The organism is Neorhizobium sp. DAR64872/K0K18, from assembly GCF_050500175.1.
Lineage (GTDB): Bacteria > Pseudomonadota > Alphaproteobacteria > Rhizobiales > Rhizobiaceae > Neorhizobium > Neorhizobium soli.
In genome coordinates this window covers 49,862-72,537 of sequence record NZ_CP191446.1, presented here as the reverse complement: position 1 = coordinate 72,537, position 22,676 = coordinate 49,862, and the positions used below count along the sequence as shown (strand labels likewise).

Annotated in this window: 22 protein-coding genes and 1 tRNA gene; 10 read left to right on the top strand and 13 right to left on the bottom strand. The window is 61.1% G+C overall.

Translation table 11 applies throughout. From position 1 onward, the window contains the following. Positions 1 to 22 precede the first annotated feature (22 nt). The 3 genes from rpsA to aroA all read right to left on the bottom strand — a co-directional run bounded on the left by rpsA (position 23) and on the right by aroA (position 3,909). Positions 23 to 1,726, bottom strand: coding sequence for a 30S ribosomal protein S1 (gene rpsA, locus ACQY1P_RS05740; protein ID WP_062454210.1), 1,704 nt, complete (start codon positions 1,724 to 1,726; stop codon positions 23 to 25). 156 nt (positions 1,727 to 1,882) lie between these two features. After that, on the bottom strand, positions 1,883 to 2,536 hold the full coding sequence (gene cmk / locus ACQY1P_RS05735) for a (d)CMP kinase (RefSeq protein ID WP_430255631.1): 654 nt from the start codon (positions 2,534 to 2,536) through the stop codon (positions 1,883 to 1,885). Beyond that, the gene (aroA, locus tag ACQY1P_RS05730) at positions 2,533 to 3,909 is read right to left on the bottom strand and encodes a 3-phosphoshikimate 1-carboxyvinyltransferase (RefSeq protein ID WP_430255630.1); all 1,377 of its coding nucleotides are present in this window, start codon (positions 3,907 to 3,909) and stop codon (positions 2,533 to 2,535) included. Before aroA ends, cmk begins: the two co-directional genes overlap by 4 nt. Before the next feature lie 213 nt (positions 3,910 to 4,122). Here aroA and ACQY1P_RS05725 point away from each other — a divergent pair, with 213 nt between their 5' ends. Further along, positions 4,123 to 4,512 (top strand): TIGR02300 family protein, encoded by a 390-nt coding sequence (locus ACQY1P_RS05725; protein ID WP_062454214.1) that lies wholly within the window; start codon positions 4,123 to 4,125, stop codon positions 4,510 to 4,512. Positions 4,513 to 4,666: 154 nt separating this feature from the next. After that, positions 4,667 to 4,742 (top strand) — tRNA-Ala (locus ACQY1P_RS05720). A gap of 46 nt (positions 4,743 to 4,788) precedes the next feature. On the opposite strand, the gene ACQY1P_RS05715 is transcribed toward ACQY1P_RS05720, so the two are convergent. The 7 genes from ACQY1P_RS05715 to ACQY1P_RS05685 form a co-directional block, all read right to left on the bottom strand. Then, positions 4,789 to 5,052, bottom strand: coding sequence for a hypothetical protein (locus ACQY1P_RS05715; protein WP_174195392.1), 264 nt, complete (start codon positions 5,050 to 5,052; stop codon positions 4,789 to 4,791). A 100-nt stretch (positions 5,053 to 5,152) separates the two neighbouring features. After that, positions 5,153 to 6,154, bottom strand: coding sequence for an ABC transporter ATP-binding protein (locus tag ACQY1P_RS05710; RefSeq protein WP_430255628.1), 1,002 nt, complete (start codon positions 6,152 to 6,154; stop codon positions 5,153 to 5,155). Positions 6,155 to 6,228: 74 nt separating this feature from the next. Next, positions 6,229 to 7,293 (bottom strand): Gfo/Idh/MocA family protein, encoded by a 1,065-nt coding sequence (locus ACQY1P_RS05705; RefSeq protein ID WP_430255627.1) that lies wholly within the window; start codon positions 7,291 to 7,293, stop codon positions 6,229 to 6,231. After that, positions 7,290 to 8,132, bottom strand: coding sequence for a carbohydrate ABC transporter permease (locus ACQY1P_RS05700; RefSeq protein WP_113165757.1), 843 nt, complete (start codon positions 8,130 to 8,132; stop codon positions 7,290 to 7,292). The genes ACQY1P_RS05705 and ACQY1P_RS05700 overlap by 4 nt, the downstream gene beginning before the upstream one ends. 13 nt (positions 8,133 to 8,145) lie before the next feature. Beyond that, positions 8,146 to 9,099 carry a carbohydrate ABC transporter permease gene (locus tag ACQY1P_RS05695; RefSeq protein WP_113165771.1) on the bottom strand — a complete coding sequence of 318 codons (954 nt, stop codon included), beginning with the start codon at positions 9,097 to 9,099 and terminating at the stop codon, positions 8,146 to 8,148. Between the two features lie 171 nt (positions 9,100 to 9,270). Beyond that, positions 9,271 to 10,527, bottom strand: coding sequence for an ABC transporter substrate-binding protein (locus tag ACQY1P_RS05690; protein WP_430255625.1), 1,257 nt, complete (start codon positions 10,525 to 10,527; stop codon positions 9,271 to 9,273). An 18-nt stretch (positions 10,528 to 10,545) separates the two neighbouring features. Beyond that, entirely contained in the window at positions 10,546 to 11,469 is a 924-nt protein-coding gene (locus tag ACQY1P_RS05685; RefSeq protein ID WP_430255623.1) for an N-acetylmuramic acid 6-phosphate etherase, read from the bottom strand. 205 nt (positions 11,470 to 11,674) lie between these two features. Here ACQY1P_RS05685 and ACQY1P_RS05680 point away from each other — a divergent pair, with 205 nt between their 5' ends. From ACQY1P_RS05680 to nagA, 4 genes are read left to right on the top strand one after another with little or no spacing between them, the layout of a single operon-like run. Further along, positions 11,675 to 12,568: a BadF/BadG/BcrA/BcrD ATPase family protein gene (locus ACQY1P_RS05680; protein WP_430255621.1), complete on the top strand. Its 894-nt coding sequence runs from the start codon at positions 11,675 to 11,677 to the stop codon at positions 12,566 to 12,568. Beyond that, positions 12,565 to 13,329, top strand: coding sequence for a GntR family transcriptional regulator (locus ACQY1P_RS05675; RefSeq protein WP_062454222.1), 765 nt, complete (start codon positions 12,565 to 12,567; stop codon positions 13,327 to 13,329). Before ACQY1P_RS05680 ends, ACQY1P_RS05675 begins: the two co-directional genes overlap by 4 nt. 10 nt (positions 13,330 to 13,339) lie before the next feature. Beyond that, positions 13,340 to 14,368 (top strand): SIS domain-containing protein, encoded by a 1,029-nt coding sequence (locus tag ACQY1P_RS05670; protein ID WP_430255619.1) that lies wholly within the window; start codon positions 13,340 to 13,342, stop codon positions 14,366 to 14,368. Then, positions 14,365 to 15,525 (top strand): N-acetylglucosamine-6-phosphate deacetylase, encoded by a 1,161-nt coding sequence (gene nagA / locus ACQY1P_RS05665; protein WP_430255617.1) that lies wholly within the window; start codon positions 14,365 to 14,367, stop codon positions 15,523 to 15,525. The genes ACQY1P_RS05670 and nagA overlap by 4 nt, the downstream gene beginning before the upstream one ends. A gap of 5 nt (positions 15,526 to 15,530) precedes the next feature. Here nagA and ACQY1P_RS05660 read toward each other — a convergent pair whose 3' ends face one another. The 3 genes from ACQY1P_RS05660 to ACQY1P_RS05650 all read right to left on the bottom strand — a co-directional run bounded on the left by ACQY1P_RS05660 (position 15,531) and on the right by ACQY1P_RS05650 (position 18,178). Then, positions 15,531 to 16,913: a sensor histidine kinase gene (locus ACQY1P_RS05660; RefSeq protein WP_430255615.1), complete on the bottom strand. Its 1,383-nt coding sequence runs from the start codon at positions 16,911 to 16,913 to the stop codon at positions 15,531 to 15,533. Continuing rightward, positions 16,910 to 17,587, bottom strand: a complete 678-nt coding sequence (locus ACQY1P_RS05655; protein ID WP_430255613.1) for a response regulator transcription factor — start codon at positions 17,585 to 17,587, stop codon at positions 16,910 to 16,912. Before ACQY1P_RS05655 ends, ACQY1P_RS05660 begins: the two co-directional genes overlap by 4 nt. Before the next feature lie 84 nt (positions 17,588 to 17,671). Further along, a complete protein-coding gene (locus tag ACQY1P_RS05650; protein WP_062454227.1) occupies positions 17,672 to 18,178 on the bottom strand; it encodes a DUF1993 domain-containing protein in 507 nt (168 codons plus the stop codon). Positions 18,179 to 18,343: 165 nt separating this feature from the next. Here ACQY1P_RS05650 and ACQY1P_RS05645 point away from each other — a divergent pair, with 165 nt between their 5' ends. The 4 genes from ACQY1P_RS05645 (at position 18,344) to ACQY1P_RS05630 (ending at position 22,611) form a co-directional block, all read left to right on the top strand. Continuing rightward, complete coding sequence (locus ACQY1P_RS05645; protein WP_092664027.1) at positions 18,344 to 19,411, top strand: ABC transporter substrate-binding protein; 1,068 nt, start codon at positions 18,344 to 18,346, stop codon at positions 19,409 to 19,411. A 230-nt stretch (positions 19,412 to 19,641) separates the two neighbouring features. Next, a complete protein-coding gene (locus ACQY1P_RS05640; RefSeq protein ID WP_062454229.1) occupies positions 19,642 to 20,586 on the top strand; it encodes a Bug family tripartite tricarboxylate transporter substrate binding protein in 945 nt (314 codons plus the stop codon). Then, positions 20,583 to 21,071, top strand: coding sequence for a tripartite tricarboxylate transporter TctB family protein (locus ACQY1P_RS05635; RefSeq protein WP_062454230.1), 489 nt, complete (start codon positions 20,583 to 20,585; stop codon positions 21,069 to 21,071). Before ACQY1P_RS05640 ends, ACQY1P_RS05635 begins: the two co-directional genes overlap by 4 nt. Before the next feature lie 22 nt (positions 21,072 to 21,093). Then, positions 21,094 to 22,611: a tripartite tricarboxylate transporter permease gene (locus tag ACQY1P_RS05630; protein WP_062454231.1), complete on the top strand. Its 1,518-nt coding sequence runs from the start codon at positions 21,094 to 21,096 to the stop codon at positions 22,609 to 22,611. Positions 22,612 to 22,676 lie beyond the last annotated feature (65 nt).

Sequence of the window (22,676 nt, the reverse complement as noted above, 5' to 3'; positions counted from 1 at the left end):
TTCGCATTTCAAGCTACAACGATTACTCGCTGCCGCGGTTCTTCAGAGCCGCGCCGAGGATGTCGCCGAGCGAAGCGCCTGAGTCGGACGAACCGAACTGTGCAACTGCTTCCTTTTCTTCAGCGATCTCGAGAGCCTTGATCGACAGCATGACCTTGCGATCCTTCTTGGAGAAGTTCGTGACGCGGGCGTCAAAAACCTGACCAACCGAGAAACGCTCCGGACGCTGATCGTCGCGATCGCGTGCCAGGTCGTTGCGGCGGATGAAGGACGTGATGTCTTCGTGAGCAACAAGCTTCACTTCAACACCACCGTCGTTGACGGCGATGACTTCGCACGAAACGACAGCGTTCTTGCGCAGTTCGCCGGATGTTGCGGCTTCGCCGACAGCATCCTTGCCAAGCTGCTTGATGCCGAGCGAGATACGCTCCTTCTCGACGTCCACATCCAGAACGACAGCCTTGACGACGTCGCCCTTGTTGAACTCCTCGATGACCTGTTCGCCTGGACGGTTCCAGTCGAGGTCGGAGAGGTGAACCATGCCGTCAACGTCGCCGTCGAGGCCGATGAACAGGCCGAATTCGGTCTTGTTCTTGACTTCGCCTTCGACTTCAGTGCCGGCCGGATGGCTGAACGCAAATGCCTGCCATGGGTTCTCGAGGGTCTGCTTGAGACCGAGCGAGATGCGGCGCTTCGACGGATCGACTTCGAGAACGACAACGTCGACGTCCTGCGTGGTCGAAAGGATCTTGCCGGGATGTACGTTCTTCTTGGTCCAGGACATTTCCGAGATGTGGATCAGGCCTTCGATGCCTGGCTCCAGCTCGACGAATGCGCCGTAGTCCGTGATGTTCGTGACGGTACCGGAGATCTTCTTGCCAACCGGGTACTTGGCAGCAATGCCATCCCACGGATCCGACTCGAGCTGCTTCATGCCGAGCGAGATGCGGTGGGTTTCCTGGTTGATGCGGATGATCTGAACCTTGACCTGCTGGCCAATGGACAGGATTTCCGACGGATGGTTGACGCGGCGCCATGCCATGTCGGTCACGTGCAGCAGGCCATCGATGCCGCCGAGGTCAACGAACGCACCGTAATCGGTGATGTTCTTGACGACGCCGTCAACAACCTGACCTTCTTCAAGGTTCTGAACGATTTCCGAGCGCTGTTCTGCACGGGACTCTTCGAGAACCGTACGACGCGAAACAACGATGTTGCCGCGACGCTTGTCCATCTTAAGGATTTCGAAGGGCTGCGGGTTGTGCATCAGCGGGGTCACGTCGCGGATCGGACGAATGTCGACCTGGCTGCGCGGAAGGAAGGCAACAGCGCCGTCGAGATCGACCGTGAAGCCGCCCTTGACCTGGTTGAAGATAACGCCTTCAACGCGTTCGCCAGCTTCGAACTTGACTTCGAGCTTGACCCAGCTCTCTTCGCGGCGAGCCTTCTCGCGCGACAGAACTGCTTCGCCAAGCGCGTTTTCGATGCGCTCGACATAGACTTCGACTTCGTCGCCGACCTTCAGCGAACCGTCTTTGCCCTTGACGCCGAATTCCTTCAGCGCGATGCGACCTTCGACCTTGAGGCCGACGTCAACAACGGCCATGTCCTTTTCGATCGCCGTTACCAGACCTTTGGTAACGTAGCCTTCGGCCAGATCATTGGTTGCGAAGGATTCTTCGAGAAGGGCTGCGAAGTCCTCCCGCGACGGGTTAGTTACTGCCATGAAATCTCCTGGTCGTGTCCAGTCAAGGACACATTGCGCCGTGGGTTCGTGTTGATCACACCCGAAATCCAAGCCCGCCTCGTCATGTTCAGAGGCAATCCGGCGCAAGGACTAAGATATCGGGCTCGAATGCGCCGCCGGTTATCCGGTCGGTCATCATCCTTTCAGGGCGGCGTCGATAATCGCCTTCGCGGCCTGAAACGCGGCCTCTATACCCATTTCTGACGTATCAAGCAAGTGCGCGTCTTTCGCAGGCTTCAAAGGGCTGTCGGCACGCCCCATGTCGCGCTCGTCGCGCTTTCGCACATCGGCAAAAATCTCGTCGAAATCTGCGGCATCGCCGCGGCTAACGATCTCGTCGTAACGGCGTCTGGCGCGGACTTCCGGCGATGCGGTCACGTAAAGTTTAACGGGTGCATCGGGGCAGACGACCGTGCCGATATCGCGCCCGTCGAGGACCGTTCCGGGCTTGCGCCTCGAAAACGCCTGCTGCGCTTCCACCAGCGCCCGGCGCACGGCGGGCATGACAGCGATCTTCGATGCCGCTTCGCCAATCGCATGGGCCGACAGGATTTCGCGGTCGAGACCTGCCAGTTCGACGTCGCGCGCCATCTTCTCGGCAACGCCCTCGTCATTGAGCGGCAGACCCCGGTCGAGCAGGGCCTTGGCGGCTGCGCGGTAGGTCAGACCCGTATCGAGGTGCTGGAAGCCGTAGGTTTCAGCGATCTGGCGCGACAGCGTGCCCTTGCCGGCTGCGGCAGGGCCGTCGATTGCGATCACCAGAGGCGTAGTTTTATCTGCAGAAGTCATGTCAGGCGGGAGGCTCCGTCGGTCTGGTTCTCGATCTGCGCGCCGAGACCGGTCATCAGATCCATGAACTCCGGAAAGCTGGTGGCGATGATCGAGGCGTCGTCGACCGTGACTTCGTGCTCGGATGCGAGACCGAGAACGAGGAAGCTCATGGCGATGCGGTGATCGAGATAGGTGACGACGGCAGCGCCGGACGGATTGCCGTAGCCCTTGCCGCCTGGACGGCCGCGCACCACCAGCGTTTCCTTGCCTTCATCGCAATCGACGCCGTTCAGCTTCAGACCTTCAGCGACGGCCGAGAGACGGTCGGACTCCTTGACGCGCAGTTCCTCGAGACCGAGCATCGTCGTCGTTCCCTCCGCAAAGGCTGCGGCGACCGCGAGGACGGGATATTCGTCGATCATCGATGGTGCACGATCGGCGGGAACAGTGACGCCCTTGAGGTCGGAGCCGCGGACGCGCAGGTCGGCCACATCCTCGCCACCGGCGCTGCGGGCATTCATCACCTCGATATCCGCGCCCATTTCCTGCAGCGTCAGGATGAGACCGGTGCGGGTGGGGTTCATCAGGACGTTCATGATCGTCACATCCGAACCCGGCACCAGGATGGCAGCGACAAGCGGGAACGCGGTCGAGGACGGATCGCCGGGCACGTCGATCACCTGCCCCTTGAGAGCGCCGCGACCTTCCAGCCGGATCGTGCGAACGCCGTCGGCATCCGTCTCGACGGTCAGATCGGCGCCGAAACCCTGCAGCATCTTTTCGGTATGGTCGCGGGTCATGACCGGTTCGATCACGGTGGTGACACCAGGCGTGTTGAGGCCGGCAAGCAGCACCGCGGACTTGACCTGCGCCGAGGCCATGGGCACGCGGTAGACGATGGGGTTCGGCGTGCGCGGACCACGCAGCGTGACGGGCAGCCTGTCGCCGGCCATCGACGTCACCTGGACGCCCATCTCGCGCAATGGATCGAGCACCCGGCCCATCGGCCGCTTGGACAGCGAGGCATCGCCGATAAAGGTGGACTCGAAATCGTAGACGCCGACCAGCCCCATCGTCAAGCGGCAGCCGGTGCCGGCATTGCCGAAATCGAGAGGCGCCTGCGGTGCCAGCAGCGCGCCGTTGCCTGTGCCCTGGATGATCCACTCAGTGCCGACCTTGTCGATCTTCGCGCCCATGGCACGCATCGCCTTGCCGGTGTTGATGACGTCTTCGCCTTCCAAGAGGCCGGTGATCCGCGTCTCGCCGGCAGCCAGGCCTCCGAACATGAAGGAACGATGCGAGATGGACTTGTCGCCCGGGATGCGGACGGTCCCGGTGAGGTTTGTCGATCTTCTCGACTTTGCCGGTTTGAGGGCAATCCCATGCGACATGATCGGTCCTTGCTCGTATGCCTTTGATTTCCGCCGTCGTTATCACAAAGCAAAAGGCGGGTCATTAGCCTGCCTGCCAAGGAATTCAGGAAAAGTTAGTCTTTGACATGGAGCCCGCCAGGCCTTATGGGGACCGGCTTAGATTTTTCACCCATTGATTGCCGCTTTATGCGGCTTCGCCGACCTGTTCGGCCATCTCATGAGGCTTTGATAGTGGCTAAAGCGGAACTCGGAACCAAGCGCACCGACCCGGATACCGGCAAGAAGTTTTACGATCTGAACCGCGATCCCGTCGTTTCCCCCTATAGCGGCAAGTCCTGGCCGTTGTCGTTCTTCGCCGAAAACAGCGCCGCTGCAAAGCTGGAGCAGGCGGAAGAAGAAGATGTCGAGGAAGTCGACGTCGAGAACCCAACTGTCGAGCCCGTCGCAACCGACGACGCCGACGATGCGGCAACCGGCGACGATATCCCGGATCTGGGCGACGACGATGATGTCGATATCGGCGACGATGACGACAACACCTTCCTCGAAGCCGACGAAGACGATGAAGACGACGACGTAACCGGCATTGTCGGCGTTGGCGGCGACGACGACGAGAATTGATCTTTCGACCTAAAGCCCGGTAATTTGAAGAAAAATTGCCGGGCTTTGAAAAACAGGCTTGCACTCTCCGAAAACCGGACGTAATAAGCCGCCACTCCGGTCAGCATCGCTGCTTCGGAGTTCCCAAGGACCGGAACACCCGGACCACCCTGATGGGGCTATAGCTCAGCTGGGAGAGCGCTTGCATGGCATGCAAGAGGTCAGCGGTTCGATCCCGCTTAGCTCCACCAAATCTTTCTCTCAATAAACCGACTGCCGAATAGAGGCCGACAAAGCCTAATTCGCGAAGTACGCGGCTGTGCTGTGCGCAGCTTTCGTCTGATGGATCCGGGTGCGTCGGGCGGCGAGTTTGCGGGTTTTGTGGGCCGCGTGCCGGAAGCGCTTCTTGGTGCGCTCGACTTCGCGCAGATAGCCGAGATCTGAGGCCAGAACCTCGTCCTGGTACTGCTGGCGGCGAGCATCCGCGATCTGGCGAACCACCAGGGCGCCGGTCCCTGCGAGAGTGGCGATCGCTGCAATCAGAATTAAAATTACCGTCATTGCCGTTTCCTCCATCCCCATAACGCGGAAGGAGCGCAAAGGTTCGCTTTCCCGCATTGGAGGTAGTGGAACACGGAACTGGTTACGGCCGATTTAAAGGTTAACCGATCGCCTTGTCGTTTTCGTCGAACCGGTGCAGCGAGGCCTTATCCGGTGTGGCAAAGACGATGTCGTCTGGACCATAGCGATGCTCGCCGAACAGACGGACCGTGATGAGGCCCGCCGTCTCGGTTTCGAGATAGAGGATGGTATCGGCGCCGAGGTGCTCGGCATGGACTACCTTGGCCTTCCAGTCGCCGCTTTCTCGCGACAGAGCGATATGCTCCGGCCGGATGCCGATGGTCTTGATGCCGCTTTCGGAAAGCGTCTCGCCCGGGATGAAGTTCATCTGCGGCGAGCCGATGAAACCGGCGACGAAGACGTTGGCCGGCTTGTTGTAAAGCTCCATTGGAGACCCGACCTGCTCGATCACGCCGGCGCTGAGGACGACGATCTTGTCGGCAAGCGTCATCGCCTCGACCTGGTCGTGCGTCACGTAGATCATCGTCGCCTTCAGCCGCCGGTGCAGGCGGGCGATTTCAAGCCGGGTCTGCACTCGCAGAGCCGCGTCGAGGTTGGACAGCGGCTCGTCGAACAGGAAAAGCTTCGGTTCCCGCACGATGGCACGACCAATCGCCACGCGCTGGCGCTGTCCGCCGGACAGCTCGGCAGGGCGACGGGCGAGATAGGGATCGAGCGACAGAAGCGACGAGGCATTCGACACGCGCGTCTCGATCTCGGCCTTGTCCGTTCCGGCCTGCTTCAGACCTAGGCCCATATTGTCCTTCACCGTCAGATGCGGGTAGAGCGCATAGGACTGGAAGACCATGGCAATGCCGCGCTTGGCCGGCGGGGTCGTTGCCATTTCCTGGTCGTCGATCCGGATCGAGCCCGATGACGCATCTTCAAGGCCTGCAATGACCCGCAGCAGCGTGGACTTGCCGCAGCCGGAAGGGCCCACGAAGATGACGAACTCGCCATCCTGAACCTCGAGGTCGATGCCCTTCAGCACTTCATGATCGCCGAAGGCCTTTCGGATGGATTTCAGTTGCAGCGAACCCACGAGCGTATTCCCACTTCTGTCGTTTGGTGCAATCGCGGACGTTTGTCCGCCCGGCTGTCTTGCTTGCGTTGATTTCAGAGATAGATTGGCTTGCCGGTCCTTGCGCTTTCATCCGCCGCAAGGCAGATGCGCAGCGATTGAACCGCGTCGTCCATGTGCCTGGTTAGATCGATATCCTCGCGGATCGCCTTCAGCATATAGGCCTGCTCGAAATCGCAAAGCTCCTGATGGCCGGGCTCACCCGCCATCGTCATATCCTCGTCGGGCCTGATGAACCTGCCGTCCGGGCCGGTCTCGGCGTTGTGAAGGCGAATGACAGAGGTTTTGGTATGCGTGTCAATATCGTCGGACTTGGCATTGGGGTCCATGACGATGGAGACCGAGCCTCTCGGCGACATCACGTCCTTCACGAAGAACGCAGTTTCGGAGATCATCGGCCCCCAGCCCGCCTCGTACCAGCCGACCGACTTGTCATCGAAGATCACCTGAAGGTGGCCGTAATTATACATGTCGGGCGCAATTTCATCCGAAAGGCGCAGGCCCATGCCGCGCACTTCCACCGGCTTGGCATCGGTGATCTGGCACATGACATCCACATAATGCACGCCGCAATCGACGATAGGCGGCGTCGTCTGCATCAGGGCCTTGTGGACATCCCAGGTCGGGCCTGACGATTGCTGGTTGAGGTTCATGCGAAAGACATAGGGCGGGCCGAGCTTGCGGGCTTCGGCAATCAGGCGGATCCAGGACGGATGATGGCGCAGGATATAGCCGATCACCAGTTTCTTGCCCGCGGCCTTGGCGGCGGAAACGACGCGCTCGGCATCGGCAACCGTGGTTGCCAGCGGCTTTTCGACAAACACGTCGCAGCCGGCTTGGAAGGCTGCGACCGCATAGTCCGCATGGCTGTCGGAATAGGTGCAGATGGCGCAGAGGTCTGGCTTCAACTCGGCAAGGGCAGTCAGGAAATCGGCATGGATCTCGTAGCCGGCAAGGGCCGGATCGAGCGTCGGCTTCGAGCGGTTGACGAGACCGACGATCTCGAAGCCCGGGTTGTTGTGATAGGCCAGCGCATGGCTGCGGCCCATATTGCCGAGGCCTGCGACGAGAACGCGGATCGGCTTTTCGGTTGAACTCACTTGACGGCTCCAGACGTGATGCCGCGGATCAGTTGCCGCGAGAAGATGACGTAAAGGACGAGGATCGGCAGGATGGCGAGCGACAGGGCTGCCAGCACCGCGTTCCAGTTGGTGACGAACTGGCCGATGAAGATCTGCGATCCGAGCGTTACCGTCTTGGTGGCCTCAGACGGTGCAAGGATCAGCGGGAACCACAGGTCGTTCCAGATCGGGATCATGGTGAAGACGGCAACCGTTGCCATGGCCGGCCTGATCAGCGGCAGGACCAGGCGGAAGAAGATCGCATATTCCGAAAGACCATCGATGCGGCCGGCATTCTTTAGGTCATCGGAGACCGAGCGCATGAATTCGGACAGGATGAAGATCGCAAGCGGTATCCCTTGCGCCGTGTAGACGAGGATCAACGCGGTGAGCGTGTTGACGAGGCCCGATGCGACCATGCCCTGCAGGATCGCGACCGTGCCGAGCCGGATCGGGATCATGATGCCGATCGCCATATAGAGCCCAAGAAGCGTGTTGCCGCGGAAGCGATACTCTGACAGCGCAAAGGCGGCCATCGCGCCGAACAACAGCACGAGCGCGATCGAGGCGACCGTGACGATCATGCTGTTTTGGAAATAGCCGATGAAATCCGCCTGGCCGAGAACCGTCTGGTAGCCGATCAGGCTGAAGCTCGACGGTGTGGGAACCTGCATCGGATTGCGGAAGATCGAATTGCGATCCTTGAACGAGTTGATGATGGTGAGAAAGACCGGAAACAGCGCAATCAGCGTGTAGGCGATCAAAGCCAGATGCACGAGGCTTGAGCGGATCGGTGAAGAGCGTGCCTTGTTGGACATGTCTGGACGCCCTCTAGAACTGGTAGCGGCGCATGCGCCGCTGGATGGCAAAAAGGTAAAACGAGACGCCGGCGAGAATGATGACGAACATCACCGCTGCGATCGTTGCCCCCATGGAGCGATCTCCGAGTTGCAGCTGGAAACCGAAGAAGGTGCGGTAGAGAAGCGTGCCGAGAATATCCGTCGACATATCAGGGCCCGCAAGCGCGCCCTGTACCGTGTAGACCAGATCGAAGGCGTTGAAATTTCCGACGAAGGTCAGGATCGAGATGATGCCGATCGCCGGCAGAATGAGCGGCAGCTTGATCTTCCAGAACTGGCTCCAGCCGGTAATGCCATCGCATTCGGCAGCTTCGACCACCTCTTCCGGGATGCTGAGCAACGCCGCATAGATCAGCATCATGGGTATGCCGACATATTGCCAAACCGAGATGAGGGAAACCGCAATCAGGGCTGGGCCGGACTGACCGAGCCAGGGCGCAAACAGCCATTTGGCGCCGGCAAGGCTCATCAGCCAGGGCGCAACGCCCCAGATCGGCGAGAGGATGAGCTTCCAGATAAAGCCGACGATGACGAAGGAGAGAAGCGTCGGGAGGAAGATGGCGGTGCGGTAAAAGGCGGCAAACCGCAGTTTCGGCAGTGACAGCAGTGCTGCGAGCGCAATGCCGATCGGGTTCTGCACGCACATGTGGATGGCGAAGAAGATCAGGTTGTTGGTGAGCGCATTCCAGAAATCGCGCGCCCAGCGGACATCACCGAAGAGGACCTGGTAGTTTGCAAAGCCGACGAAGGACTGAGCACCATCGACAGTGTTGTAGAACGAAAGCCTGAGCGTCTCGATCAGCGGCAGGATCATGATCGCCGTGTAGACCAGCAGCGCCGGCGCCATGAAGACGACGATATGCCAGCGGAACGGGCGCTTGATCGATACCGGCTGCAGGGCAGATGAAGGGTGGATGTCGCTCATGGCTTTGCCTGTTTTCTTGGTGCTTGCGCTGGCGCAGCATGATCACGATACCTCCCCCTTGAAGGGGGAGGTCGCAGCGAAGCTGCAGGTGGGGGTGACACCACACGCACAAGGATCACCCCACCCAGGCCCGTCGGGCCGACCCTCCCCATCAAGGGGAGGGTAAGCTTGTCACTTACCTGGCTTGTACCAGCTGTCGAGGCCCTTCTGGAGCTTCTCGGCGGCAACGGCCGGGGTATCGGTGCCGTTGATGACGTTGGCCGATTCGACCCAGGTCTCGTTTTCGAGGTTCGGTGTGCCGCGCGACAGGATCTGATAGGTCGAGCGAACGGTCGGCTTGTATTTTTCACGCCAGGAGACGAATTCCTGCGCCATCGGATCTGCCATCTTCACCGGCGACGAATTCAGGCTGAAGAAGCCTGGAAGCGAATTGGCGTAGATCTCGGCAAATTCCGGCGAAGCAACCCAGGTGAGGAACTTCTTGGCTTCTTCCGGATGCTTGCTCTTGGTGTTCAAGCCAACGCCGATATCCGGATGGTCGGAGATGTAGCCGGTTTCGCCAGCCTTGAGCACCGGCGGCGGGAACGCGCCCATCTTGAACTGGGCCTGGCTGGTGAACAGCGCAATTTCCCACGAACCGGCCGGGAAGATCGCAGCGCGGCCGAGCGTGAACAGGTTCTGGCTATCGGCATAGGTCTGGGCTTCGAAACCGTCGCCGAGATAAGGCTTCCACTTGGCCAGCTCTTCGTAGGGCTTGACCCATTCCGGATCGGTCAGCTTCTGCTTGCCTTCGATCAGCGCCTTGCGGCCGTCCTCGCCCTTCCAGTAGTTCGGGCCGATGTTCTGGTAGCCCATCGTGGCGGCTTCCCAGAGATCCTTGGTGCCCATGGCGAGCGGAATGAACGTGCCGTCAGCCTTGATCTTGTCGAGCGCGGCGTAGAATTCCTCGTTCGTCTTCGGCACCGCGATCTTCAGCTGGTCGAAGGCGTCCTTGTTGTAGATGAAGCCGTGGATGACGGATGCCATCGGCACGCAGAAGGTGGACTTGCCGTCGTCTGTCGACCAGGCGGCCTTGGCGACCGGCGAGAAATTGCTCATGCCCGACAGGCTGGTGAGATCGACGAGCTGCTTCTTGTTGAAGAGTTCGAGCGAGGCATCGAAAGGACGGCAGGTGATGATGTCACCGGCAGAGCCTGCATCGAGCTTGGCGTTGAGCGACGCATTGTACTCGGTCGGTGCGGTCGGCGAGAAGTTGAGCTTGATGCCGGGGTTCTTCGCTTCGAAGGCCGGGATCAGCTTTTCTTTCCAGATCGCCAGATCGTCATTGCGCCAGCTCTCGATGTTGAGCGTGACATCGGCCGCAGACGCTGCGCCCGCAGACGCGATCACCGTCGTGGCCAAAAGAATTGATTTCAACAGGCTGTTCATGCTGTTCTCCCTTATTGGTTAGCGCCTTGCGGCGCGAGTCTCGGTCGTTTCCGTCATCTTCAGTTCCGCTAGTGCTTTCCTCAACACCTGATCGGAACGAATAAGCAGCGATTGTGCGGCGTCGATATCGGGGGCGCCTTCAGCCAGAAGCACGGCGATCTTCACCGATCCGTCCGCCACCTGCAGATATCTTACCGCCTCGTCGGCAGTCACGCCTGCGATATCGGCAACCATGCCGGCGGCGCGGGTGCGCAGCTTGGCATTGTCGGCGCGCAGATTGACCATGTGTCCGTCATGCACGTGACCGAGCTTGATCGCAGCCAGCGTCGACAGCATGTTGAATGCAAGCTTCTGTGCGGTCCCCGCGCCCATGCGCGTCGACCCCGCCACCAGTTCCGGCGGCGTTTCGAGAAGGACGGCGACATCGGCATGATTGAAAAGCGGTGCATCGGGATTGTTGGCGAGTGCCACGACCTTTGCGCCACGGGCCCCGGCAATTTCGACGATCTTCAGCACGTAAGGGGTCGAGCCGCTTGCAGACACGGCGAGAACGCAGTCTCCCGCCGCAATGATCGCTGCATCCTGATCGGCCAGGGCGATATCATCCTCCGGCGCACCCTGCAGGTCAGCCAGGACGGACGTTCCGCCGGCAAGAAGAAGGACGATCTGCTCGCGTGCAATGCCGTAGGTTCCGGGAAGCTCGAGCGCATCGGCCATGGCCATCAGGCCGGAGCTGCCGGCGCCTGCATAGACAAGCTTTCCGCCACGCCTCAGAGCCGACGCAATGAGTTCCGCGGCATCCGCAAGAGCGGGGATCGCCGCATCGACGCTCTTGGCCGCCTGCTGCTGACCGGACGCCAGAAGCCGAAGGATTTCGGTCGGGGCGCGCGTATCGAGCCCTTCCGTATTCCCATGCCTGGCTTCGGTGGCTGTTTGGCTCATCCGTTTCTCCCTCAAGCAAAATGATGCCAAAAAAATACCAATTGTCCAGCAGGAAATTAACGAAAGTTACCAACTGAAACATGGCAGCTGGCGTTTAGGACTAATAATTGAGTTAAAATAGCGTGTTAGCGCCGCTCTGTCCGCATCAATAATTTCGCGCTTGGTAAATGGTATTTTTTTGGTATCATTCTTCGTGGAGGTATCCATGGCGGATTACGTGATCGGGATAGATGGCGGCGGGACAAGCTGCCGGGCGGCGCTGGCCGATAGGAACGGCACCCTGCTCGGCCGCGGCAAGAGCGGTGCCTCCAATATCCTGACCGATCCCGACACTGCCCTCAGGCATATTGCTGAAGCCGCAGAGCTGGCGTTCGAAGATGCTGGGCTCACGCCGGATCTTTCATCCGCATCTGCAATCCTGGGTCTTGCCGGCAACAATGTCGGCGGCGCGGTGGGCTATGTGACCGAACGTCTCCCCTTTGCCAGATCGCAGATCGTTTCTGACGGCGTCATCGCCTTGCAGGGCGCGATCGGTGACGAAGACGGTGCGATCGGCATCGTTGGGACCGGGACCGTCTACATCATCCGCAGCCACGGTCAGTTCAGATCCGTCGCCGGCTGGGGGTTTCAGGTGAGCGATCTCGGCAGCGGCGCAAGGCTCGGGCAGCTCGCGCTGCAGGAAACCCTGCTTGCCTTCGACCGGATAAGGCCGATGACGCCGCTCTGCGAGGCAATCCTTGCCGAGTTCGACAACAATCCGGAACTGATCGTCGATTTCGCGCGGCTGGCAAAGCCCGGCGACTTCGGTCGTCACACGCCAAAGGTTTTCGACTTTGCGCGGCGTGGCGACGAGACGGCTTTGCGGATCCTCCATACCGGTGCAGCCGGGATCGACGAAGCGCTCGATGCAGTTACCGCGCTATCCGGCGACAAGACCAAGCTCTGCCTGCTGGGCGGTCTCGCACCGCTTTATCCTCCCTATCTTGCCCAGAGGCACAGGCGTCGCCTTTCCGAGCCGCGGGCGGACGCGCTGACCGGCGCCGTCGAACTGGCCGTCAAGGCCTTCGCATCTGGAGCCCGGATGGAGGCGTGCGCATGAGCGAGACGCTGACGGCCATCCTCCCCCTCGACGGCCTGCAGTCCGGCGGCTCCGGCCCGCTTTATCTCAAGCTGCGCCAAAGCCTGGAAGATGCGATCCGGTCCGGCAAGCTCGGTCACGGCGACGCGCTTCCCGCGGAGCGGGATCTCGCCGACTATGCGAGCGTCAGCCGCGTCACGGTGCGCAAGGCCGTCGACGATCTCGTCCGGGACGGGCTTCTGACCCGCCGCCATGGATCCGGGACCTTCGTGGTAAAACCGCTGTCGCGCGTCGAGCAACCCCTGACCAAGCTGACATCGTTTACCGAGGACATGGCACGGCGTGGCCTGGTTTCCCGATCGGAATGGCTGGAGCGCGGATTGTTTCATCCCTCGCCCGAAGAGATGATGATGCTGGGTCTCGCACCCGGCACGATGGTTGCCCGGATCGGACGTTTGCGCTTTGGGAACGACATGCCGCTTGCCATCGAGCGCGCCAGCATATCGGCAGAATTCCTGCCCAACCCGGTATCGCTCCAGCAGTCGCTTTATGCGGAACTTGAAAAGAAGGATGCGCGACCGGTACGCGCCATCCAGCGGATCTCCGCGACCAATCTGAAAAAGATCGACGCCGGCCTGCTGGAAGTGCCGATCGAGGCGGCGGGACTGTCGATCGAACGCGTTTCCTACCTGGCGTCCGGCCGGGTGGTGGAGCTTACCCGCTCGCTTTACCGCGGCGATGCCTATGATTTCGTGGCCGAGCTTTCGCTTGGCGACAGCTGATCAGACGAGGATGACGATGAAGACCCATATGCGCCAGGAAATCGACGAGATACCGGAGGCAACTGCCCGATTGCTCGACCGTTCGGCGGCAGACATTGGCAAGGCCGGCCAGGCCCTTCGCGACAAGGATCCGGCCTTCCTGGTGACGATCGCGCGCGGTTCCTCCGACCATGCCGCGACTTTCATCAAATATGCGATCGAGTTGACGGCGGGACGCCCGGTCGCCTCGCTCGGGCCATCGCTTGCCTCGATCTACGGTGCCAATATGCAGCTTGGCGGCGGCGCGGCGATCGCCATCTCCCAGTCCGGCAAGAGCCCAGACATCGTCGCGATGGCGGAAGCCGCGACCCGCTCCGGAGCGGTCACGATTGCGCTCACCAATACGCTTCCCTCGCCGATCACCGAGGCATCGCTTTATGCGGTCGATATCAATGCCGGTCCGGAAATTGCCGTTGCAGCAACCAAGTCCTTCGTCAGCTCGATTGTTGCAGGCCTTGCCCTTCTTTCCGAATGGACCGGTAACGACGAACTGAAGGCTGCGGTTCGCGCCCTGCCCGGCCATTTCGATGAAGCCATCAAGCTCGACTGGAGCGCGTTTGCGAGCGAACTCGGCGATGCTGATTCGCTCTACATGCTCGGCCGTGGCCCGGCGCTTGCGATCGCCAGCGAGGCTGCGCTCAAATTCAAGGAAACGTCCAACATGCATGCGGAGGCCTATTCTGCGGCCGAAGTCCTGCATGGTCCGGTGGCGCTCGTCGAAAAGCGCTTTCCGGTGCTGACATTTGCCGCCAGGGACGCGGCGGAAGCCTCTGCGGTGCAGATCGCAGACAGTTTCGCGACCAAGGGCGCGCTCGCCTATGCGACCTCCGACAAGGTCACGGCTGCCCGAAAGCTGCCCTTCGTCGCCACCGGCCATCCGCTAACCGACGCGCTGGCGCTGATCGTGCCCTTTTACGGTTTCGTCGAAGCCTGGTCGCGGTCCAAAGGGTTTGATCCCGATCAGCCGGCAGCCCTCAACAAAGTCACCGAAACCCTATGACCGACCTCAAGGCTCTGACTGCAAACCGCATCTTCGACGGCGCCGACTGGCATGAGAATGCCGCGGTCATGTTTTCGAACGGCCGGATCGATCACATCCAGCCTTCGGCTTCGCTCGCACCTGAGATCGAGAGGATCGACGGTGGCGAGATCATCGCTCCGGGTTTTATCGACCTGCAGGTCAATGGCGGCGGTGGCGTGCTCCTCAACGAAGAGCCGACGGTCGAGGGTATCGCCACGATCTGCGCCGCCCATGCGAAGTTCGGGACGACGGCACTGTTGCCGACCTTGATCACCGACACACCGGACATTTCCGCCCGTACCGTTGCCGCCGGCATCGATGCGAAGAACCGCGGCGTTCGCGGTTTTCTTGGACTGCATCTGGAAGGACCGCATCTGTCCGTTGCCCGCAAGGGAGCGCATGATCCTACGCTCATCCGTCCGATGGAGGATCGCGACCTCGATCTGATGCTCTCCTGCGGACGGGCGCTCGATGTGCTGATGGTGACCATCGCGCCGGAAAGCGTGACACAAGAACAGGTCACAAAGCTCGCAGACGACGGCATCATCGTCAGCCTCGGTCACACGGAAGCGAGCTACGACGTCGCGACGGCCTATGCCAAGGCCGGCATTCGCACGGTCACGCATCTCTTCAACGCCATGAGCCCGCTCGGTCACCGCGAACCGGGGCTGGTTGGGGCGGCGCTCGATACGGGATCACTCTATGCCGGCCTGATCGCCGATGGCATCCATGTCCATCCTGCCGCAATGGGAGCAGCGTTGCGCGCCAAAGCCGGTCCGGGAAAGATATTCCTGGTGACCGATGCGATGTCGACGATCGGGACAGACATGACATCCTTCACGCTCAACGGCCGCGAAATCCTGCGCAAGGATGGCCGGCTGACCCTTGCCGACGGGACGCTGGCCGGCGCCGATATCGACATGATCTCGTCGGTTCGCTACGTGCACCGCAACCTCGGCCTATCGCTGGAGGAAGCCCTGCGCATGGCATCCGCCTATCCCGCGCAAGCTGCTCGCATCGAGAACCGGAAAGGCTTTCTGAAGCCCGGATATGATGCGGATTTCGTCGTGCTTGGCGCGGATCTTTCCATGAAGAGCACTTGGATTTCAGGAGAATGTGCGTACGCAGAGATCTGAAGGACCTATCCCGCCAGCGGAAAATCGATCCGGACTTTCAAGCCTGTGCCGCCTGAGCCATCGTGGAGCGACAGGGTTGCGCCGTGAAGGCGGGCGATCTCTTCGACGATCGGCAGACCGAGACCGGTGCCTGATGCATCGCCGCGGCCGAGACGTCCGAACCGTTCAAGCACGGTAGCTCGCTTCTCGGGCGGAATGCCCGGGCCGTTATCCTCAACTTCGAGCCGGGCCGTCTCGCCAATCCGTTCGATGCGGACGGTGACCTCCGTGCCGGAGCCCGCATGAAGGATCGCGTTGACGATCAGGTTCTTCACCAGTTCGCCGATCAGCAGCGGCTCGACGTTGACTTGCGTTTCGCCCTCTCCTTCGAAACCTAAGTCGATGCCGCGATCGGCGGCGCCCGGAACATGATCTCCCGTCAGGCCACGGACCAGATCGGTGAGATCGAGCCTGCGGAACGCTGCAGAGCGCCCGGCGGCATCGATCTTTGCCATCAGCAGCAGTTGCGCGAGGATATGTTCGGCACCGGCGACAGCCTCGTCGGCCTTGCGGACCGCCGTCTTTGCCGTGGCAAGATCGTCCGCCCGGTCGGCGAGTGCGAGCTGCGTGCGCACGATCGCAAGCGGCGTGCGAAGCTGGTGGCTGGCATTGCCGGTAAAGTGGCGCAGGGCATTCAACGCGCCTTCGAGCCGCACCATGAACGAATTGACGGTATCGACCAAGCCCTGAACCTCGTTCGGCACCCTTTCACCGATCGGATGCAGATCGTCCGGGCTGCGTTCGGCGATCGCTTCGCTGAAGCGATAGAGGGGCCGCAGAGACAGCGTGACTGCGACCCAAACAATCACGGCGGCACCGACGATCATGAAGAGGATTCGCAGCGCCGACCGGATCAGGATGGTGCGCGTCAGCTGTTCACGGGCCATGGTGGTTTCGGCGACCGTGACGACGAAGGGAACCGAGCGGATGCCGGTCGACGCGGATCTGGCAAGGACGGCGACCCGGATGGGCTCGCCGCGAAAGCTGGCGTTCTCGAACGCCACCGCCTGGCCCTCCCGACGCGCGATGGAGGGAAGGTTCTGGTAGCCGGTGATGAAGGTGCCGGGCGGCCCGTCGACGCGGTAAAAAACCCTGTCCTGCGCGGCAGAGGTCAGCATTTCCAGCGCCACATAGGGGATGTCGACCTCGAGCGCTCCGTCTTCCGCAACGATCACCCGTTCCGCGATCGCGAGAGCTGACCCTGCGAGCACACGATCGGAGACTTCGTTGGCCGTATCGAGAGCCTCATCCCATGTATCGAACATGGCGACGCCACCGATCAGCGCCGTGGAAAGAAGGAGCCACGCGAGAAGGCGACGGCGGAGCGAGTAGGCAGCCGTCGGCGTCATTCCGGAGCAGCCATTTTTTCGAGATAATAGCCGATGCCGCGGGCGGTCTTGACGGTCAGGCCGTAGACCGCAAGCCGCTTTCGTAGTCGGCTCACATACTGCTCGATCGCATTGGACGAGAGGTCGTCGTCGAACCCTGTCAGCGACCGAATAATCGCCTCCTTGGAGACGACTTTTCCGGCGCGCATGAAGAGGAGCTCAAGGAGGGCCACCTCGCGGGCCGGGATATCGAGCGGCACGCCCTGGCTCGAAAAGGTTCGCGACGTCAGATCGAAGGTGACGCCGCCATAGGTGACGACAGAGCTTCGAAGGCCCGCCTGACGGCGAAGGAGAACGCGGATGCGCGCCTCGAATTCCGGCACGTCGAACGGCTTGGTCATGTAATCGTCGGCGCCGAGATCGAGGCCTTTCACCCGCTCTTCCGGCGTGCCGCGGGCGGTGAGGATCATCACGGCCGCGCGGTTCTGGCGGGCGCGCATGGCCTTCAGAACATCGAGACCATCCATTTCGGGAAGGTTGAGGTCGAGAATAACCAGATCGTAGCTTTCGGCGGCGACCGTTGCCTCCGCCGAGGTTCCGTCGGCCACGAGATCGACCACATAGCCGCTGCCGCGCAAAATCGCGGCAAGGCCCGATGCCAGCGTCTGATTGTCTTCGACAAGAAGGATACGCAAACCGTCATTTCCCCGTTCCGGCTGACTCTTATCGCCGGGACGCGGGGTTGTCACTGGACAGAGCAGCGTCTGCCGATAGCTCGCCTAGCTACGGCCGAGATAATCGGTCTTGCCGATGGGTACGCCTTTGTGGCGGAGGATCGCGTAGGCGGCGGTGAGATGGAAATAGAAGTTGGGCAGGGCAAACCCGAGAACGTAGTCGGTGGCTGTGAATTTCATCTCGCCGGACCGGGTCTTCAGCACGACCTCGGCCTCGTCGCGACCGGACATGCTGGCGGGAACGACGGTCTTCAGGAAGGCGACCGTCTTGTCGATGCGGGCATGGAGATCCGCAAACGTGACTTCGTTATCCTCCATCGCGACGTTTTCGAGCTGGCCGACGCGCACCGGGACGAACTTGGCCGTGTCGCTAGCGCGCTGGATCTGACCCGTCAGCGGCAGCATGTCCTCGATCAGGCACGCTTCGAGAAGCTGGCTGTGGGGAATGCCCTTCTCGTCGGCGAAGGCTTCGGCCTTCTTCAGGATCTCGGAGAGATTGGCAAATCCACGGATAAAGGCCGGGACGGAGACGTCGTAGAGGGAAAGCGACATGGTTATGACCTCAAAGGGCTGGTGGGGAAATCGCCATTGACAGGTAATAACGGCGACCGGCAATACAACAGGGGAGCGGTAAACCGCGAGCCCTGCATTCCGGACGCCAGTGATGGATTTCCAACGGCTTGCCGCAAGCGCCCGGGTCGGGCATTCTTGCCCGCAATGAAAAAGCTTCTCCTCTGTCTTTGTCTCATCGCTGCGCCGCATCTGGCCGTCGCGGAAGTGCTGATGTTTCCTGCCCTTTCGGGCAACAAGGATGCGCCTGTCCTTACCGTCTATTCGTCGCTGGACGAGCCTCTTGCCAAGCCGATGATCACAGGCTTCCAGTCGTCCAACCCAGATGTGGCGGTGTCCTACGAGGACATGCTGACGGGAGAGATCTACGACAGGATCGTGCGGGAGACCGACGCGGGCCACAAGACAGCAGATTTCGCGTTTTCGTCGGCCATGGATCTCCAGGTCAAGCTCGCCAATGACGGTTACGCCCAGGCGAGCGATCTGCCGATGAGCGGGCGATGGCCCGAATGGGCGAACTGGCGCAATACGGTTTACGCGCTGACCTTCGAGCCGGCCGTGTTCGTCTACAACAAGCCGAGTTTCAAGAACGAGGCGCCGCCTGCCACCCGCGCCGAGTTCATCGCGTTTCTGGCGCGCCAAGGTGACCAGGCGCATGGCCGCATCGGCACCTACGATATCGAACGCTCCGGTGTCGGCTTCCTGTTCATGTCGCGCGACCAGGAACAGTTCGGCGATATCTGGTCGGTGGTGCGGGCGATGGGCGAGGCAGGCGTCAAACTCTATTCGACGAGCGGCGCCATTCTCGAGAGGGTGGCGGATGGCCGTTTCCTGATGGGTTACAATATCGTCGGATCCTACGCCGCCGACTGGGCCTCACGGAACCCGAATGTCGGGATCGTCCTGCCGAAGGACTATACGGTGGTCATGTCGCGTATCGGGCTGGTGCCGCAAGCCGCTCAACGTGCCGATCTCGGAAAGCGCTACCTCGAATTCTTCATGTCGAAGGAGGGCCAGACGATTATGGCCCGCGAACTGCAGATCCCGGCCGTCAGTCCCGAAGTGTCCGGCAACAACACCGCAACGACGATGCGCGAGATGCTGGGTGGCCAATTGAAGCCGGTGCCCGTCAGCCTCGGGTTGATGGTCTATCTCGATCAGGTGAAACGGGCGCGGCTGATCTCGAAATGGAACGAGGTCTTGCGCCAGCAGTGATCAATTCTGGCGATTTTGAGGCATTTACCCTTGTCAAACAGACGCAGTCAGGGAAATGTCAGGTAGATGTCAGCTTGTTATGCTGCCTTAGAACCATTCGAGACCCGTTCGGAGGCGGACTCGATCGGTGACGGGAGGAGATCAACGGACGGCACCAGTCCGCTCAAATCGATCCTACCGTTGCGCCATCAAAGATTTCGTCCAAAAGGACGTCAACGGAGGACATACCCTTGAAACATTTTCTCATCGCATCTTTCCTCGCGGGCGCAGTCGCCTTCCCGGCCGTAGCGGCTGACTATTCGGTCATGGCACCGGCAGCGCCGGGCGGCGGCTGGGACCAGACGGCCCGCACGATGCAGGTCGCCCTGCAGCAGGAGAAGATCTCCAACCGCGTCCAGGTCATGAACGTACCCGGCGCCGGCGGCACGATCGGCATCGCCCAGTTCGCCAGCCAGCAGAAGGGCAACCCGAACGCTCTGATGGTTGGCGGTTACGTCATGGTCGGCGCAATCCTCACCAACAAGTCGCCGGTAACCCTGAAAGACGTCACACCGATCGCACGCCTCACCGGCGAATACGAAGTGATCGTCGTCCCGACCTCTTCCGACATCAAGACGATGGCGGATCTCGTCACCAAGCTGAAGGCTGATCCGGGTTCCGTATCCTGGGGTGGCGGTTCGGCTGGCGGCACCGACCATATCGGCGCTGGCCTCATTGCAAAGGCTGCCGGCGTAGACCCGACCAAGATCAACTACATCGCGTTTTCCGGTGGCGGCGAAGCACTTGCCGCGATCCTGGGCAGCCAGGTGACGGCCGGCATCTCGTCCTACGGCGAGTTCGAATCGCAGATCAAGGCCGGCTCACTGCGACTGCTGGGCATTTCGTCCGACAAGAAGATCGACGGCATCGATGCCCCGACGCTGAAGGAATCCGGTCTCGACGTCGTGCTGCAGAACTGGCGCATGGTTGCCGCTGCTCCCGGCATTTCCGACGAGCAGAAGAAGACCATCACTGCCGACATCGAGAAGCTGGTAAAGTCCAAGACCTGGCAGGATAACCTGAAGACCAAGGGCTGGATGGACACCTACCTCTCCGGTCCGGCCTTCGATGAGCAGCTCGCCAAGGATATCGCTGCGACGGAAACCATCCTGAAGGACATCGGACTGGTCAAATGAGTTCTGAAAACACGACTACCGAACAGCGCCGCCCTGATTGGGCGGCGCTTGCCATTGCAGCCGTACTCGCGATCGTCGCCGCCGTCATCTTCATCGATGTGTCGCGGCTGACGAGTACGACTGGCTACTCGCCTGTCGGCCCCGCCTCCGTGCCCTACTGGATCGCTTTCGGCCTGATCGGCCTTGCCATCTGGACGGTCTTTGCGGCATTCCGTCGGGATTTCCCCGCGCGCGAACGGCAGGAATTCGGGCCCGTCGCCTGGGTTGTCGCCGGGCTTCTCGCCCAGATGATCCTGATCCGGTTCGTCGGGTTCTCGATTGCGACAGGCCTGCTTTTCGCTTTCGCCGCACGCGGCTTCGGTGCCCGTCGGCTGCATATCAGCATTCCGATCGGCATCGCGATCTGTCTCGCCATCTGGTACCTGTTTGCGGGCGTCCTGCAGCTTTCCCTTCCCGCCGGTCCGCTGGAAAACCTGCTCCTTTAACTTGGAGCCAGAGAGTTAATCCATGAGCACTTTCGAATTCCTTCTTCAGGGTCTGGCCTCTGCCGCAGAGCCGATGAACCTGTTTTACGCGCTCGTCGGCGTAACGCTCGGCACGATGGTCGGCGTGCTGCCCGGCATCGGCCCGGCAACCACCGTCGCGCTGCTTCTGCCCGTTACCTACCAGCTGGATGCGACCGGCTCGCTGATCATGTTTGCCGGCATCTATTACGGCGGCATGTACGGGGGGTCGACGACCTCGATTCTTCTCAACACGCCAGGCGAAAGCGCCTCGATCGTCACTGCGCTCGAGGGCAACAAGATGGCCCGCGCAGGACGCGGGGGGCCAGCGCTTGCAACAGCTGCGATCGGTTCCTTCGTGGCCGGCCTGATCGCCACGCTCGCGCTCGCCTTCGTTGCACCCTATATCGTCAAGCTGGCGCTGGTGTTCGGTCCGCGCGAATATTTCGCGCTGATGGTTCTCGCCTTCGTCACAGTCTCCTCGGCTTTCGGAAACTCGACGCTGCGTGGCCTGACATCTCTGTTCATCGGCCTTGCTTTGTCGCTTGTCGGCATCGATCAGCTGACCGGCCAGAACCGCCTCTCGTTCGGCGTACCTGACCTTCTCGACGGCATCGAGGTCACGACCATGGCGGTTGCCATGTTTGCGATCGGCGAGACGCTGTTTATCGCCGCCCAGGGTGCCCAGGCTCCCGACAAGGTGGAAGCGATCAAGGGCTCCGTGTGGATGACCGCCCAGGACTGGGCGCGTTCTTGGAAAGCCTGGTTGCGCGGGACCGTCATCGGCTTCCCGATCGGCGCAATGCCGGCCGGTGGTGCAGAAATCGGCACGTTCCTCTCCTATGCGACCGAAAAGCGTCTTTCCAAGCATCCTGAAGAGTTCGGCAATGGTGCGATCGAAGGTGTTGCCGGTCCGGAAGCTGCCAACAACGCATCCGCCGCCGGTACGCTCGTGCCGCTTCTGACGCTCGGTCTTCCGACGTCGGCGACGGCCGCCATCATGCTGGCCGGTTTCCAGCAATATGGCCTGCAGCCGGGCCCGCTGCTTTTTGTCACCAACCCGCAGCTGGTCTGGGGACTGATCGCTTCGCTTCTCATCGCCAACCTGATGCTGCTGGTGTTGAACCTGCCGCTGGTCGGTCTGTGGGTGAAGCTGCTGACGATCCCGAAGCCTTGGCTCTATGCCGGCATTCTCGTGTTTGCGACGCTTGGCACGATTGGCGCCAATCCGTCGGTGTTCGAGCTTGGCATGCTGCTCGTCTTCGGTCTCGTCGCTTACATCATGCGCGTGTTCGACTACCCGATCGCGCCCGTGATCGTCGGCCTGATCCTTGGCCCGCTGGCCGAGCAGCAGTTGCGCCGTGCCTTGTCGATCAGCCAGGGCGACGTGACGGTGCTGTTCACCTCGCCGATCGCCGCAGGCCTGCTGCTCGTGGCAGCGGCTGCCCTGATCGTACCGCTGGTGCTGCGCATGCGCGGACGCGGCAACGTGCTGAACCAGATGGCAGCCAGCGAAGACTGAGGACCTCAGCCTTCCCTCAACGAAACAAGCCCGGTCTTCCGAAAGGAGGCCGGGCTTTCTGTTTT

Bases quoted from the DNA above. Each gene is read 5' to 3' on its own strand.
- ACQY1P_RS05695 (WP_113165771.1), bottom strand. From the start codon at position 9,099: ATGAGCGACATCCACCCTTCATCTGCCCTGCAGCCGGTATCGATCAAG.
- ACQY1P_RS05685 (WP_430255623.1), bottom strand. From the start codon at position 11,469: ATGAGCCAAACAGCCACCGAAGCCAGGCATGGGAATACGGAAGGGCTC.
- ACQY1P_RS05700 (WP_113165757.1), bottom strand. From the start codon at position 8,132: ATGTCCAACAAGGCACGCTCTTCACCGATCCGCTCAAGCCTCGTGCAT.
- ACQY1P_RS05690 (WP_430255625.1), bottom strand. From the start codon at position 10,527: ATGAACAGCCTGTTGAAATCAATTCTTTTGGCCACGACGGTGATCGCG.
- ACQY1P_RS05675 (WP_062454222.1), top strand. From the start codon at position 12,565: ATGAGCGAGACGCTGACGGCCATCCTCCCCCTCGACGGCCTGCAGTCC.
- nagA (WP_430255617.1), top strand. From the start codon at position 14,365: ATGACCGACCTCAAGGCTCTGACTGCAAACCGCATCTTCGACGGCGCC.
- ACQY1P_RS05650 (WP_062454227.1), bottom strand. From the start codon at position 18,178: ATGTCGCTTTCCCTCTACGACGTCTCCGTCCCGGCCTTTATCCGTGGA.
- rpsA (WP_062454210.1), bottom strand. From the start codon at position 1,726: ATGGCAGTAACTAACCCGTCGCGGGAGGACTTCGCAGCCCTTCTCGAA.
- aroA (WP_430255630.1), bottom strand. From the start codon at position 3,909: ATGTCGCATGGGATTGCCCTCAAACCGGCAAAGTCGAGAAGATCGACA.
- cmk (WP_430255631.1), bottom strand. From the start codon at position 2,536: ATGACTTCTGCAGATAAAACTACGCCTCTGGTGATCGCAATCGACGGC.
- ACQY1P_RS05715 (WP_174195392.1), bottom strand. From the start codon at position 5,052: ATGACGGTAATTTTAATTCTGATTGCAGCGATCGCCACTCTCGCAGGG.
- ACQY1P_RS05670 (WP_430255619.1), top strand. From the start codon at position 13,340: ATGACGATGAAGACCCATATGCGCCAGGAAATCGACGAGATACCGGAG.
- ACQY1P_RS05630 (WP_062454231.1), top strand. From the start codon at position 21,094: ATGAGCACTTTCGAATTCCTTCTTCAGGGTCTGGCCTCTGCCGCAGAG.
- ACQY1P_RS05635 (WP_062454230.1), top strand. From the start codon at position 20,583: ATGAGTTCTGAAAACACGACTACCGAACAGCGCCGCCCTGATTGGGCG.
- ACQY1P_RS05680 (WP_430255621.1), top strand. From the start codon at position 11,675: ATGGCGGATTACGTGATCGGGATAGATGGCGGCGGGACAAGCTGCCGG.
- ACQY1P_RS05645 (WP_092664027.1), top strand. From the start codon at position 18,344: ATGAAAAAGCTTCTCCTCTGTCTTTGTCTCATCGCTGCGCCGCATCTG.
- ACQY1P_RS05660 (WP_430255615.1), bottom strand. From the start codon at position 16,913: ATGACGCCGACGGCTGCCTACTCGCTCCGCCGTCGCCTTCTCGCGTGG.